Source organism: Streptomyces sp. NPDC091376, from assembly GCF_044757085.1.
Lineage (GTDB): Bacteria > Actinomycetota > Actinomycetes > Streptomycetales > Streptomycetaceae > Streptomyces > Streptomyces pratisoli.
On sequence record NZ_JBIVUF010000001.1, the window covers coordinates 686,915 to 699,933 of the forward strand.

12 protein-coding genes are annotated in these 13,019 nt (G+C 73.5%); 3 read left to right on the forward strand and 9 right to left on the reverse strand.

Annotated elements, in window-relative coordinates:
- Positions 1-9 precede the first annotated feature (9 nt).
- Both ACIQMR_RS03050 and ACIQMR_RS03055 read left to right on the forward strand, forming a co-directional pair.
- Positions 10-1,110: a TauD/TfdA family dioxygenase gene (locus ACIQMR_RS03050; RefSeq protein WP_401382153.1), complete on the forward strand. Its 1,101-nt coding sequence runs from the start codon at positions 10-12 to the stop codon at positions 1,108-1,110.
- Positions 1,107-1,667 (forward strand): phosphonate degradation HD-domain oxygenase, encoded by a 561-nt coding sequence (locus tag ACIQMR_RS03055; protein WP_401382155.1) that lies wholly within the window; start codon positions 1,107-1,109, stop codon positions 1,665-1,667. The genes ACIQMR_RS03050 and ACIQMR_RS03055 overlap by 4 nt, the downstream gene beginning before the upstream one ends.
- Before the next feature lie 334 nt (positions 1,668-2,001).
- Here ACIQMR_RS03055 and ACIQMR_RS03060 read toward each other — a convergent pair whose 3' ends face one another.
- From ACIQMR_RS03060 to ACIQMR_RS03095, 8 genes are all read right to left on the reverse strand, one after another.
- The gene (locus ACIQMR_RS03060; protein WP_401382157.1) at positions 2,002-2,757 is read right to left on the reverse strand and encodes a GntR family transcriptional regulator; all 756 of its coding nucleotides are present in this window, start codon (positions 2,755-2,757) and stop codon (positions 2,002-2,004) included.
- On the reverse strand, positions 2,750-3,427 hold the full coding sequence (locus ACIQMR_RS03065) for an HAD family hydrolase (RefSeq protein ID WP_401382159.1): 678 nt from the start codon (positions 3,425-3,427) through the stop codon (positions 2,750-2,752). The genes ACIQMR_RS03060 and ACIQMR_RS03065 overlap by 8 nt, the downstream gene beginning before the upstream one ends.
- The gene (locus ACIQMR_RS03070) at positions 3,424-4,503 is read right to left on the reverse strand and encodes an ABC transporter ATP-binding protein (protein ID WP_401382161.1); all 1,080 of its coding nucleotides are present in this window, start codon (positions 4,501-4,503) and stop codon (positions 3,424-3,426) included. Before ACIQMR_RS03070 ends, ACIQMR_RS03065 begins: the two co-directional genes overlap by 4 nt.
- Positions 4,503-5,351 (reverse strand): ABC transporter permease, encoded by an 849-nt coding sequence (locus ACIQMR_RS03075; protein ID WP_401382163.1) that lies wholly within the window; start codon positions 5,349-5,351, stop codon positions 4,503-4,505. Before ACIQMR_RS03075 ends, ACIQMR_RS03070 begins: the two co-directional genes overlap by 1 nt.
- Positions 5,339-6,247, reverse strand: coding sequence for an ABC transporter permease (locus ACIQMR_RS03080; protein ID WP_401382165.1), 909 nt, complete (start codon positions 6,245-6,247; stop codon positions 5,339-5,341). Before ACIQMR_RS03080 ends, ACIQMR_RS03075 begins: the two co-directional genes overlap by 13 nt.
- 8 nt (positions 6,248-6,255) lie before the next feature.
- Positions 6,256-7,416 carry an ABC transporter substrate-binding protein gene (locus ACIQMR_RS03085; RefSeq protein ID WP_401382166.1) on the reverse strand — a complete coding sequence of 387 codons (1,161 nt, stop codon included), beginning with the start codon at positions 7,414-7,416 and terminating at the stop codon, positions 6,256-6,258.
- Positions 7,417-7,612: 196 nt separating this feature from the next.
- A complete protein-coding gene (locus ACIQMR_RS03090) occupies positions 7,613-9,169 on the reverse strand; it encodes an ankyrin repeat domain-containing protein (RefSeq protein ID WP_401382169.1) in 1,557 nt (518 codons plus the stop codon).
- A gap of 24 nt (positions 9,170-9,193) precedes the next feature.
- Positions 9,194-10,093 carry a hypothetical protein gene (locus ACIQMR_RS03095; RefSeq protein ID WP_401382171.1) on the reverse strand — a complete coding sequence of 300 codons (900 nt, stop codon included), beginning with the start codon at positions 10,091-10,093 and terminating at the stop codon, positions 9,194-9,196.
- A 261-nt stretch (positions 10,094-10,354) separates the two neighbouring features.
- Between ACIQMR_RS03095 and ACIQMR_RS03100 the strand changes: the two genes are divergently transcribed.
- Complete coding sequence (locus ACIQMR_RS03100; RefSeq protein ID WP_401382681.1) at positions 10,355-11,113, forward strand: S1 family peptidase; 759 nt, start codon at positions 10,355-10,357, stop codon at positions 11,111-11,113.
- A gap of 95 nt (positions 11,114-11,208) precedes the next feature.
- Here ACIQMR_RS03100 and ACIQMR_RS03105 read toward each other — a convergent pair whose 3' ends face one another.
- Entirely contained in the window at positions 11,209-12,951 is a 1,743-nt protein-coding gene (locus ACIQMR_RS03105) for a beta-galactosidase family protein (RefSeq protein ID WP_401382173.1), read from the reverse strand.
- Between the last annotated feature and the right edge of the window lie 68 nt (positions 12,952-13,019).

Here is a 13,019-nt window from a genome sequence, read left to right on the forward strand (position 1 = left end):
GCTCCGCTCATGCTCTCCCTCGCGTCCGCACCGCCGCTCTGGCTGCGCGACAACTGTCCCTGCTCCGGCTGCCGGAACCCCCGCAACGGCCAGAAGCTCTTCCAGATCACCGAGCTGCCCGCCGCACTCGCCGTCGGCTCCGTCCAGGACACCACGACCGCGGACGGCCTCGCCGCCCGTGAGGTCGTCTGGGCCCCCGACGGGCACCGCTCCGTCTACCCCGACGCCTGGCTCGACGCCCACCTCCCCGGCACCGCCGTGGCTCCGGGCGACGGCCGTACCGAGGACGACAAGGAGCTGTGGGACGTGGCCGGCCTCACCGGCCGCGGGTTCCCCGAGGCCGACTGGGCCGCGTACACCACCGACGACGCCGTCCGTGCCGCGGCGCTCGACAGCGTGCTGCGCCTCGGCTTCGTCCTGCTGCGCGGCGTACCCGTACGCGACCGGCAGGTCCTCGACGTGGCGCGGACCTTCGGCTACGTACGCGAGACCAACTACGGCCCGCTCTTCGAGGTCCGTGTCGAGGCCGACCCCAACAACCTCGCCTTCACCGGCGCCCGTATCACCCCGCACACCGACAACCCGTACCGCGACCCGGTGCCGACCCTCCAGCTGCTGCACTGCCTCACCAACGCGGCCCAGGGCGGCGACTCCGGCCTGGTCGACGGCTTCCACGCCGCCTCGCTGCTGCGCGCCGAGGACCCGGAGGCGTACCGCGTCCTCACCAGCGTCCCGGTGCCTTTCGCCTTCGCCGACGACCACACCGAGCTGCGCGCCCACCGGCCGCTGATCGGCACCGACCCGGCGGGCCGGATCCGCGAGATCCGCTTCAACAACCGCTCCATCGGCACCCTGCACCAGCCGGCCGAGGTACTGGACGCCTTCTACGCCGCCTACCGCCGCTTCGGCGAGCTGCTGCTCCGCAGCGAGCTGCAGCTGGACTTCCGGCTCACCCCGGGCGACTGCCTCGTCTTCGACAACACCCGGCTGCTGCACGCCCGTACGGCCTTCGCCGAATCCGGTGACCGGCACCTCCAGGGCGCCTACGCCGACATCGACGGCCTCGCGTCCACCCTGGCCGTACTCCGCAGGAAGGAAAGCACCGCATGAGCACCGCCGCCCACCCCCTCGACACCCTCGCCGAGCTGTTCGAGGGCGAAGGCAGCGCCGAGTACTTCGGCGAGGACGTGACCCAGGCCGAGCACATGCTCCAGGCCGCCGCGCTCGCCGAGGCCGCAGGCGCCCCGCCGCACCTCGTCGCCGCCGCGCTGCTGCACGACGTCGGCCACTTCCAGGGCGCCGTCACCGGCCGCGACCTGATGGAGCACGGCACCGACAACCGGCACAGCCACACGGGAGCCGACTGGCTCGACCAGTGGTTCGGCCCCGAGGTCACCGAGCCCGTACGCCTGCACGTCGCCGCCAAGCGCTACCTCTGCGTCGTCGAGCCCGGCTACTTCGACCTGCTCTCCGAGGCTTCCGTGCACACCCTCCAGGTCCAGGGCGGTCCGATGTCCGACGACCAGGTTCGGGCCTTCGAGGCGCACCCGGGAGCCCGTGACGCCGTCGCCGTACGCCGCTGGGACGAGCAGGCGAAGGACCCGGACATGCCCACACCGGGCTTCGCCCACTTCCGGCCGCTGCTGGAAGGGCTGCTGCGTCCGTAGGCGCCCGGCGGGAAACGGCACGAGCGCGCACGAGCGTGGACGAGCGGGGGGGGGGGGGGGCCCGGGGCGGGGCGCCCCCCCCCCCCCCCCCCCCCCCCCCACCCCCCCCCCCCCCCCCCCCCCGCCCGGGCCCCCCCCCCCCCGCCGGGCGCGGGCCCCCCCGCGCGCGGGGGGGTGTTGGGGGCGGGGGGCCGGGGGCGCCGGGCGGACCCCCGCCCGGCCGCCCCGGGCGGGGCGGGGGGGGGGGGGCCCCCCGCCCCCCCCCCCCCCCCCCCCGCTCGTCCACGAACCCCGGCGCACCGCTCGGTGCCGCCGAAGACAACCGGCTCGGCCGCTACTGGCTCAGTCTGCGGCCCAGTGCCGTCGTCGCCATCGAACTCTGCATCGTGAACGCCACCGTCCCCGGCAGGTAGCGGTCCTGCGACCACTCCACCGGCGTTCCCGCCGGGTCCGTCGAGTGCCGCCGCTCCCGCAGCAGCGCCTCACCGGCCCGGCAGCCCAGCAGTTCCGAGTCGTCCTCGTCCGCCCGCACCAGGTCGATGGTGTGCCGGGCGTCCGCGAACAGCACGCCGTGCAGTTCGAGTTGCTCCGAGTACGAGACCGTGTCCAGCGGCATCCCGGCCACCAGCTCACCGATCCGCTCCGGATACGTCGTCCGCTCCACCATCACCGGCGCGCCGGAGAGCGTGCGCAACCGGCGCACCCGGTACACGATCGAGCCCTCCGCGAGACGGAGCCTCTCCGCCTCCTCCTCGTTCGCCGCGACCCTGTCGAGGGCCACCACCCGGCCGCCCGGCTCCTCGCCGAGCGAACGCGCCCAGCGGGTGAAACTGCGCAGCTCACCGAAGCTGTGCAGACGGGGCGCGCCCAGGACGACGCGGCGGGTGCCGCGCCGGGAGGTGATCAGTCCGTCGGTGCGCAGCGCGGCGAGCGCCTGGCGCACGGTGCCTCTGGACACCCCGTAGCGGCGGGCCAGTTCGTCCTCCGCCGGAAGCTTCGCCCCGGAGCCGTACTCGCCCGCCGTGATGGCGGTCCGCAGATCGGCGGCGACCTTCAGATACAGCGGCGTCCTCTGCTGTCCTTCACTCACGCGCACACCCTGTCATGCCGTCCTCCGGTGCCACCAGTGAGCTCAGCAGCTCGGGATCGACGTCCGTGAGCGACCGGGCGAGGGTCACCCCGTCGGCCTCCGCGAGCGGTTCGGTCGACGGGACCGCGAGGACCCGGCAGCCCGCCGCGCGGGCCGAGGCGACGCCCGTGGGGCTGTCCTCGACCGCGACGCACTGGGCAGGGTCGGCGCCCAGCGCCGCGGCCGCCGCCAGATACGGGTCGGGCTCGGGCTTGGTCCGTACGGTGTCCTCCGCGCCGAACACGGCGTCGAAACGGTGCCCGGTCAGGGTCCCCGCCACCTGGTCGACCACCGCTCGCGGCGACGCCGACACCAGGGCCGTCGGCACCTCCCGCTCCCGCAGCGCGGCGAGCAACCGCAGCGCGCCCGGGCGCGGTTCGACCGCGGCGGCGAGCCGGGCGGCGAAGTCCGCGCCCAGTTCGGCGGCGAGTTCCTCCTCCGGCGCCTCCAGATGGCCGTGCAGCATCGCCGCGGTGTCCCCGACCGAGCGGCCCGTCACGGCCGTACGCCGTCCGGCGTCCAGGACGCGGCCGCGGCGCCGCGCGGCGGCCTCCACGACATCCAGCCAGACGCGTTCGGTGTCGACCAGGGTGCCGTCCATGTCGAACAGCACGCCACGCAGTGCGGTCACTCGGCGCCGCCACGGGTGACCAGGACCGGCCGCTCCTGCGGGCGTACGGACACGGCCGCACCCGGTGTGAGTGCGGCGGCCGTGTGCGTCGGCACGTCCGCCTTGACGGTCGTGCCGTCGGGGAGCGTGACCCGGACGCGGGTGGTCGGGCCGTGGAAGGCGGTGCCGGTGACCCTGGCGGGGCCGGCCGCGTCCACGAGGACGTCCAGGGCCTCGGGCCGGATCAGCGCGTGCACGGGGCCGGCGGGCACGGGTGCGTCGCCGTCGACGGGCAGGCGGGCGCCGAGCACCTCGACCAGTCCGCCGTCGACCGCCCTCGCCGGCACCCGGTTCATGGTGCCGATGAACTCGGCGACGAAGTCCGTCGCGGGGCGTGCGTACAACTCGGTCGGGGTGGCGCACTGTTCGAGCCGGCCGCCGTTCATCACCGCGACCCGGTCGGCCATCGACAGCGCCTCCTCCTGGTCGTGCGTGACGAACACGGTGGTGATGCCGAGCTCCAGCTGGAGCCTGCGGATCTCCTCGCGCAGCGTCACGCGGACCTGCGCGTCGAGCGCCGACAGCGGCTCGTCGAGCAGCAGCAGCCGGGGACGCAGCGCCAGGGCGCGGGCCAGCGCGACCCGCTGCTGCTGGCCGCCGGACAGCTGGTGCGGGAAGCGGCCGCCGTGGCCGGGCAGTCCGACCAGCTCCAGCAGCTCGGCGGCGCGCGCCCGCCGCTCGGCGCCCGGGGCCTTGCGCATCCGCAGCCCGAAGGCGACGTTGTCGGCGGCCGTGAGGTGCGGGAAGAGGCTGTACGACTGGAACACCATCGCCGTGTCGCGGCGGTTGGCCGGCACCGGCACGATGTCCTCGCCGTCAAGCAGCACCTGGCCCTCGTCCGGCCGCTCGAAGCCGGCGAGCACCCGAAGCGCGGTGGTCTTTCCGCAGCCCGACGGGCCGAGGAGGGCGAGCAGTTCGCCCGGGGCGACGTCCAGGTCCAGGCCGTCGAGCGCGACGGTGGCGCCGAACGCCCGGCGCAGTCCGCGCAGGCGCAGCTCCGCGCCGGTGCGTACCGGCGGCGTATCGAGCATCGTCATCAGGAGGTCTTCCGTTCGGCGGTACGTGAGGTACGTGAGGTACGTGAGGTACGGGACGGGCGGCGGCGGTTGCCGAGCGTGGTCAGGGCCAGCAGGAGCACCCAGGTCAGCAGCAGGCTCAGCAGCGACACGGCGACCGACAGCCGGGCGTCCGAGCCGGAGGCCTGCACGATCCACACCGCGAAGGGCTGGAAGCCGAGCAGCGAGGCCACGGTGAACTCGCCGAGGACCAGCGCGAGGGTGAGGAACGAGCCGTTCAGCAGCGCGCCGCGCAGATTCGGCAGCACGGCCGAGACCAGTGCCCGCGGCCAGGACGCGCCCAGGTCGCGGGCCGCCTCGACGAGCGTACGGACGTCGACGGCCCGCAGGCCCGCGTCCAGCGCGCGGTACACGAACGGCAGCGCCATCACCGCGTAGGCGAGCACGAGCACGAACGGGAAGTCGGGGTTCTGCACGGCCACGAAGGTCTGGTACAGCGGCGTCGTGGACAGCTTCTCCGGGCCCCAGCGCAGCACCGTCCCGAGCCCGGCGGTGAGCGCGACGGGCGGCACGACCAGCGGCAGGGTGCACACCACTTCGAGCACGGGACGCAGCCGCGGGGCCGAGAGCCGGGCGGCGACCGCCGCGGGAATGGTGAGCAGCAGCACGAGCACGACGGTGGCCGCCGCGAGGCCGAGCGACAGCAGCAGGCTGCCGGTGAAGCCGGGCGCGCCGAGGATCGCCGTGTACGAGGACAGGGTGAGCCCCTGGCCGGGAATGTCGAGCGTGAACACGGCGGACGCCAGCAGCGGCACCAGGAAGTACACCCCGGCGACCAGCAGCACGGCGGAGCGGGTCAGGCGAGCCATCGGGTGCTCCTTCGCTGCAGGGGCAGGTGGACGGCCATGACCACGGCCGCGACCAGCACCATGTCGAGGCTGAGCGCGAGCGCCACGTTCTCCTGGCCTACGAGGACGTTGCCGGACAGCGCGTCGGCGATCTGGAGGGTGACCAGCGGGACCGAACTGCCCACCATCGCGGCGGCGGTGGCGTACGCGGCGAAGGCGCTGCCGAAGAGCAGGACGAATCCGCCGAGGAGGGTGGGCAGCAGCACCGGGACGCCGACGTGCCGCCAGTACTGCCAGGTGGAGGCGCCGCAGTCGCGGGCCGCCTCCCGCCACTGGACGCGCAGTCCGTCGAGGGCGGGCGCGACGGTCAGCACCATCAGCGGCACCAGGAAGTACAGGTACGTCAGTGCCAGTCCCCAGAAGCCGTAGAGGGACCAGCCGTGCTCGTCGAGGCCGAGGCGGGTGGTGAGGACGCCCGCGTTGCCGAGGGTGGCGACGAAGGCGAACGCGAGCGGTACGCCGCCGAAGTTGGCGAGCACACCGGACGCGGTGAGGACGGCCTCGCGCAGCGCGCGGCCCCGGGAGCTGACGACGGCCTGGGCGAGCAGCAGGCCGAAGAGCGTGCCCGCCGCGGCGGTGAGCGCGGACAGCTTCACGCTGCCGAGGAGGGCGGTGCGGTACGCGCCGTCGACCGAGCGGGTCATGTTGTCGAGGCCGTAGCCGCCGTCGCCGACCGTGAAGGCACCGTCGGCCATGGCCAGCGCGGGCAGTCCGAAGGCGACGGCGACGACGAGGAACAGCGGCAGCGCGGCGAGCCACGCCCAGGAGCGGCGCCTGCGGGCGCCGGGCCGGGGGCCCGCGCCCGCGGCCGGTGACGTACCGGCCGAGGCGCGGGCGGGGGAGTCGAGCAGGGTCATGTGGCGCGTCACCCGGAGACGGCCGCGGCCCAGCCCTGCGAGAGGGTCTCCTTGGCCTTGGCGGTCTGCTGCTCGGTCGGGAACCGCGGGGTGCCCTCGACGGCGGGCAGGGCGGCCGCGGCCGCCTTGTCGATGGTGCCGTCGGCGGTCATCGCCGGCATCAGCACGGGGCGGGCGTAGCCCTTGAGCCACAGGTTCTGGCCCTCGGCGCTGTACAGGTACTCCTGCCAGAGGCGCGCGGCGGCCGGGTGCGGGGCGTCCTTGTTGATGGCCTGCGAGTAGTACTGGGCGTAGACGCCGTCCGAGGGGACGGCGACCTTCCAGTCGATGCCCTTGGACGCGAACTGCTTGGCGTAGCCGGCGTTGAGGTAGTCCCAGTCGATGCTGATCGGGGTCTCGCCCTTCTCGACCGTGGCCGGGGTGGACTCGACGGGGTTGTAGTTGCCGTTCTTCTTCAGCTTGCCGAAGAAGTCGATGCCGGGCTGGATGTCGTCGAAGGAGCCGCCGCTCGCGAGCGCGGCCGCGTAGACGCCGCCGAAGGCGGAGCCGGACTTGGTGGGGTTGCCGTTGAGGGCGACCTTGCCCTTGTACTCGGGCCGCAGCAGGTCGGCGAACGTCTGCGGGCAGACCTTGACGCGCTTGGCGTCGCAGCCGATGGAGACGTAGCCGCCGTAGTCGTTGAACCAGCGGCCCTGCGCTTCGCGCTGGGTCTCGGGGATCTTGTCGAAGGAGGCGACCTTGTACGGGGCGGTCAGCCCCTGCTCGGCGGCGGCCTGCGCGAAGGAGGCACCGAGGTCGAGGACGTCGGGGGCACGGTCCTGGCCCTTGCGGGTCTTCACCGCGTTGATCTCGTCCTGGCTGGAGCCGTCGGGGTTCTCGACGGTCACCTTGATGCCGTACTTCTTGGTGAACCCGTCGATGATCGCGCCGTAGTTGGCCCAGTCGCGGGGGATGGCGATCGCGTTGAGCGTGCCCTCCTTCTTCGCGGCGGCGATCAGGGCGTCCATCCCGCCCGCGTCGGCCGCCGAGGCCGCGGAGCTGAGGTTCTTGCCACCGACGGCACCGGCACCCTTGTCGGGCGCGGCACCACAGGCGGTGAGCGTAAGAGCGGTGAGTCCGAGGGCGCCGACGAGCGCGGCGATACGGGCGGGGCGGGCAGGGCTGGTCACGCGTACTCCATGAGGGAAGGCGAAGCGGGGCCGAAGCTGTATGGACAACTGTTGTCCATACAACTCCGTCATTACGGGGGTCCGTGATGTCCCGCCGGTGAACACGAGACGTCGCCCGCGAAGCGATTGCCGGGCGCCTGGGGTCCGTCTCCCCGACCGGCCCCGGGGCCTGTCCCCGCCCGGCGCCGGGGTCGCGTCAGCGCGACCGCGGAACCGTGGCTTCCAGACGTCGTCTCGTCCGCTCGTCCTCGATGTGGTCCACGGCCTGGTCGGCCGTGGAGTACGCGTAGCCGTCCGGGTCCGCGTTCTCCAGGATGCGCGCCAACGCGTCCACCGCGCGCGCGTCCTGACGCATCGCCAGACCGCGCGCCGCCTCCGCCTCGATGTCGGGGACGTCGTCGTCGAGGCGGGCGGCGAGGGCGTCGCGGATCGCGGGAGTGTCCGCGTCCACGTCGGCCAGGACCGTCGTCGCCCAGTCCCTGACGCCGTCGTCGGCGTCCCGGGTGAGTGCGAGGACCACGCCGATGCCCTCGGTGTGGTCGCCCGGGAGCAGCCCGTGCAGGGCCACCGCCACCCCGAAGCGCACCTCGGGGTCCGCATGACCGGCGTGCCGGAGGATCTCCGTCGCCCCCGCGGGGTCCGCCTGCTGCCCCAGGGCCGCAACCGCCGCACGGATCACCTCGGGCTGGGTCGCCTCCCGTGCCAGCTCCCGCAGCAGCGGGACCGCCCGGGCCCGCGTCCCCGCGCCCGAGAGCCCCGCCAGCACGTCGGCCGCGAACGTCTGCCGCAGCGGATCCTCGGTCCCGCACCAGCCCGCGGCCGCGCGGAAGGTGTCCTCGTCACCGCGGCGCTGAAGGACCCCCACGGCCTCGGTCCAGTCGTCCAGGTCCGGGTCCCCGCGCCGCAGTGCGCGCTCCGCGAGGATCTCGGCGGGGGGCCGCAGATCCAGCTCCTCCTCCAGGATCGTGACGATCGCCGCGTGGCCGGTCTGCTGCTCGATGCCGGAGACGAGACCACCGATGTGGATCAGCTCGACGATGACGGTCTCCCCGCCGTCCTCCTCCACCCGCCGCGCCACGGTCTCGTACCCGTGGCCGTCCGTCCCGCTGTGCATCTCGGTCAGCGTGCGCCGCAGCTCCGCCTCGGGGTCGACGCCGAGGTGGCGCCTCGCCTCCGTGAGCGCGTCCTCCCTCGCCCGGGCGCCGTGCCTGAGCAGGGCGCGCACGCAGGACGTCGACCCGCGCCGCGCCGCCGTCACCAGCGGGGGCTCCTCGCCCGGCCCCGGCAGGTCCGGGTCGGCGCCGGCGGCCAGCAGCAGCTCCACCGCCTCGGCGCGCCCCTGACGACAGGCCCAGGTCAGCGCCCTGACCCCGGTCTCCTCCTCCAGATCCGGCCGTGCGCCGGCCGCCAGCAGCGCCCGCAGCACCTCGGTGCGCCCCCACGACGCAGCCCCGCACAGCGGCAGCTCGGCCCCGTCCGCGCCGCTCGCCCGGTCGGGGTCCGCGCCCTTCGCGAGCAGCAGCCGCACCATGCCCGGCCGGTCCTGGGAAGCGGCCACGTACAGCGCGGTCTGACCGTCCTCGTCGGCCGACTCGGCCGGCGCCCCGGCCCGCAGCGCCCGCACCACCGCGTCGTCGTCGTCGCCGTACAGCCCCTCGAAGAGCTCTTCGGTCAGGTCCTGGCCCTGGGCCGGGTCCCGGACCGGGGCGGGGGCCGTGGCCGGAGCGAGGTCCTCGGTGTCCTTGGTGCTCATAGGGAAAACCCTACGGAAGCACCCTCAGGTATCGCATTCGAGAACCGTGCGGCACAGTGCGCACCGTGCCCGCACCCGCCCCCGCACCGGCACCCGGATCCGCTGGTGGCAGGTGGGGCAGGGGAACGACACCCGCAGCCCGCCGCCGGGCACCCGCTCGAAGGCGTAGGGCGAGCCGTGCCCCGGGAGCCCCGGCCCGGGATGGTCCGCGGCGTACCGCCGATCCTTGGCGTAGCGCCGCCGCCCGTTCCACCCGGCCGCCGAGAGCGGCGGCTGCTGCCCGTCGCGCAGGGCCTGCGCCCGCCCCTTCGTATAGGCCGTGTAGCCCTGCGGGCTGGTGAACCAGACCGACGGGTCCTCGCCGAAGACCATCGCGCGCTTGGCAAGGACGTAGCCGAACTCCTCGGGGGTCAGATAGCCCAGTTTCTGGCTGGAAACATCGTCCTCGCGGTACGCGTCGAGCAGCAGCCAACCCGCCCCGAGATAGGTCGTCACCGTGTCCGTGAGGATCTCGTTGTCGCGTGTCCCGGGGAACTCCAGCCCGAGCCGGTGCAGCAGCACATGCGTGATCTCGTGCGCGAGGGCGGCGCCGATGTCGCGGCGATGGCTGCGGAATCGGTCGTTCAGCTCGATGAAGTACTCCGGCCCCGCCGTGAGTTCGACGCTCGCCGCATGGTGCATCTCGCGGAAGCTCACGATCATCCGGGCCTCCGGCAGCCGCAGCTGATGGACCAGTGCACGGGCCACCCGCTGTGCGCCGAGATGCAGGTCGTCCTGGTCGGAGAAGGCGACGTCGGCGGGCGGCACACTGCTCCCGTACGCGCGCACGCCGTCGTACGACAGCCTCTTGTGCAGTGCCGTGATGGCCGCCCGCACCGAGTCGAGATGCGGGAAGCCGTGCACGACCTCGCTGCCGTTCGTCACGCCCGTACCCCCTGTGGGTGCTGTACGCGGCCGGCCCGCACACCAGCCTGAACGGCGGCGGGCCGCTCCCAACTCTACGGCGCTCCCACGCCCCGCAGCGGCACGGCGCCTGGCCGAAAAGTGCTTCTTGTGGGCCTCGTGAGCCGCTCCTCATAATCCGGACCACGCCTTGACGGGCCCATGTCACTACCCATGGCGTGGGGCCGCCCGGCGCGCAGGTAGCAACCCCCCACGAAAGAAGGCAGACCCTTGAACAAGCTCATGCGCACCCTCAAGAGATGCGCGGCCGCCGGTGCCGTCATACTCGCCGCCGTCAGCCTGCAGCCCAGCTCCGCGTTCGCCGCACCGCCGCCCGTCGTCGGCGGAACCCGCGCCGCCCAGGGCGAGTTCCCCTTCATGGTCCGGCTCTCCATGGGCTGTGGCGGCTCCCTGCTCACCCAGCAGATCGTCCTCACCGCCGCGCACTGCGTGAGCGGCTCGGGCAACAACACCAGCATCACCGCCACCGCCGGAGTCGTGGACCTCCAGAGCTCCAGCGCCATCAAGGTGAGGTCGACCAAGGTCCTCCAGGCCCCCGGGTACAACGGCAACGGCAAGGACTGGGCGCTGATCAAGCTCGCCCGGCCGATCAACCTGCCCACCCTGAAGATCGCCGACACGACGGCGTACAACAACGGCACCTTCACCGTGGCCGGCTGGGGCGCGGCCCGCGAGGGCGGCGGCCAGCAGCGCTACCTGCTCAAGGCGCAGGTCCCGTTCGTCTCCGACGCCTCCTGCAAGCAGTCGTACCCGAGCCTCATCGCGGGCGAGGAGATCTGCGCCGGCTTCGACGAGGGCGGCGTCGACACCTGCCAGGGCGACTCCGGCGGCCCGATGTTCCGCCGCGACAACGCCGGCGCCTGGATCCAGGTCGGCATCGTCAGCTGGGGCCAGGGCTGCGCACGGCCCGACTACCCCGGTGTCTACACCGAGGTGTCCACCTTCGCCTCCACGATCAAGTCCGCCGCGGCGAGCCTGTAGCGGTAGCCCCGCGGCACCGATCGACCCGTAGCACCGCGCCACCGAACCTCTGAGCGCGGCGGGGAGGCCGTCCACTGGGCCATCACGCCCGGTCGTCACGCCAGCCGTACGTCCTCCCCGCCCCGTTCCAGCTCCAGCACCCACACCTCGTTGGCACCCTCGCGCAGCACCGGCCCCGGCACGAACAGCGACTCCTGCGGCCCGGCCGACCAGTACCGGCCCAGACAGAAGCCGTTCACCCACACGAACCCCCGCGTCCAGCCCGGCAGTTCGAGCCTCGCGTCGCCGGCCCCCGCGACCGTCAGCCCGCCCCGGTACAGGCCCCGCTCACCCGGCCGCGGTACGCCGAACGTCAACCCGGCCACCGCCCCCGCCCGCTCGAACGCGCCCAGCCGCAACCCCCGCGCCCGCACCCCGTGGAGATACTGGCGCTCGTGCATCACCCCGCCCGTGATGCCCTTCGGCTCGCCGACCCGCGGACCGTAGTTGACCCGCCCCAGCGACTCCACCCACAGCTCCACCGCCGCGGGACCCTCCACCGGCTCCGGCAGCGTCGCGTCGGCCTCCGTCAGCACGCCCGCCCGCTCCCCGTCCACGTACACCACCGCGATGTCCCGCAGCCCGTCCACGGTCAGCGGAAAGGCCCGCCGTGGCCCGGGCACGTCGAGCCGGTAGCGCACCAGGCCCCGGTCCACGTCCAGCTCCTCGAACGACGGCGGGGTCGCGTAGTCGGTCTCCGGGCCGCCCAGCGCCTCCAGCACGGCGTCCATCGACGCCCACTCGCTCAGCACGGCCTCCGCCGGCGCCCCCAGCACCGCCGGCGCCACGGGAACCTCCGGCAGCGGGCCCTGCGCGTACGGCGCCAACAGGTCCCGGAACGCCCAGAACTTCTCCGTCGGGCGCCCGAACTCGTCGACGGGCGCGTCGTAGTCGTACGACGTGATGTCCGGGGTCAGCTCGCCCATGTGCAGTGCGCCGGAGCGGTTCGCACCGGCCCAGCCCGCGAAGTTCGTACCGCCGTGCGCCATGTAGATGTTGACGGACGCCCCGCACTCAAGGATCTCGCGCAGCGCCTGTGCCGCGTCGGACGCATCCCGCCCGACGGCCTTGTCACCCCAGTGACTGAACCAGCCGCACCAGAACTCCATGCACATCAGCGGCCCCTTCGGCTGATGGCGGCGCAGCACCTCGAAGCCCTTGCGCGCACCCGAGCCGAAGTTCGCGGTCGCGAGGACACCCGGCACGGACCCGCCCGTCAGCATGTGGTCCGCGGGACCGTCGGACGTGAACAGCGGCACCTCCACGCCCAGCTCGAGCAGCAGGTCCCGCAGCCGGCCGAGATAGACGTGGTCCGAACCGTAGGAGCCGTACTCGTTCTCCACCTGGACCATGACCACCGGACCGCCCCGCGTGATCTGGCGCGCCACGACCTGCGGCATCAGCGCGCCGAACCAGCGCTCCACATGCTCCATGTACCGAGCGTCACGCGTCCGCGCCCGGCGCCCGAGCGGACCGGTCAGCCAGTGCGGCAGCCCGCCGTTCTCCCACTCGGCGCAGATGTACGGTCCCGGCCGCACGATCGCCCACATCCCGGCCGCGGCCACCGCGTCCAGGAACCTGCCGAGCGCCTCCGGGTCGGCGTACCGGCCGGGCTCAGGCTCGTGCAGATTCCACGGGACGTAGGTCTCCACGCAGTTGAGCCCCATGGCCCGCAGCATCGCCAGCCGGTGATCCCACTGAGCCTCGTGCACCCGGAAGTAGTGCAGGGCCCCGGACAGCAGCCGCACGGGCCGCCCGTCCAGCAGAAAATGCTCGTCACCGACCGTGAACTCAGCCAACGCCCCGCCCCTCCCTGATCATGTACCGCGGTCATCATTTGCCTCTGGCGGTCCGGCGGTCCATGGAC

Bases quoted from the DNA above. Each gene is read 5' to 3' on its own strand.
- ACIQMR_RS03055 (WP_401382155.1), top strand. From the start codon at position 1,107: ATGAGCACCGCCGCCCACCCCCTCGACACCCTCGCCGAGCTGTTCGAG.
- ACIQMR_RS03075 (WP_401382163.1), bottom strand. From the start codon at position 5,351: ATGGCTCGCCTGACCCGCTCCGCCGTGCTGCTGGTCGCCGGGGTGTAC.
- ACIQMR_RS03050 (WP_401382153.1), top strand. From the start codon at position 10: ATGCTCTCCCTCGCGTCCGCACCGCCGCTCTGGCTGCGCGACAACTGT.
- ACIQMR_RS03070 (WP_401382161.1), bottom strand. From the start codon at position 4,503: ATGACGATGCTCGATACGCCGCCGGTACGCACCGGCGCGGAGCTGCGC.
- ACIQMR_RS03100 (WP_401382681.1), top strand. From the start codon at position 10,355: ATGCGCACCCTCAAGAGATGCGCGGCCGCCGGTGCCGTCATACTCGCC.
- ACIQMR_RS03090 (WP_401382169.1), bottom strand. From the start codon at position 9,169: ATGAGCACCAAGGACACCGAGGACCTCGCTCCGGCCACGGCCCCCGCC.
- ACIQMR_RS03080 (WP_401382165.1), bottom strand. From the start codon at position 6,247: ATGACCCTGCTCGACTCCCCCGCCCGCGCCTCGGCCGGTACGTCACCG.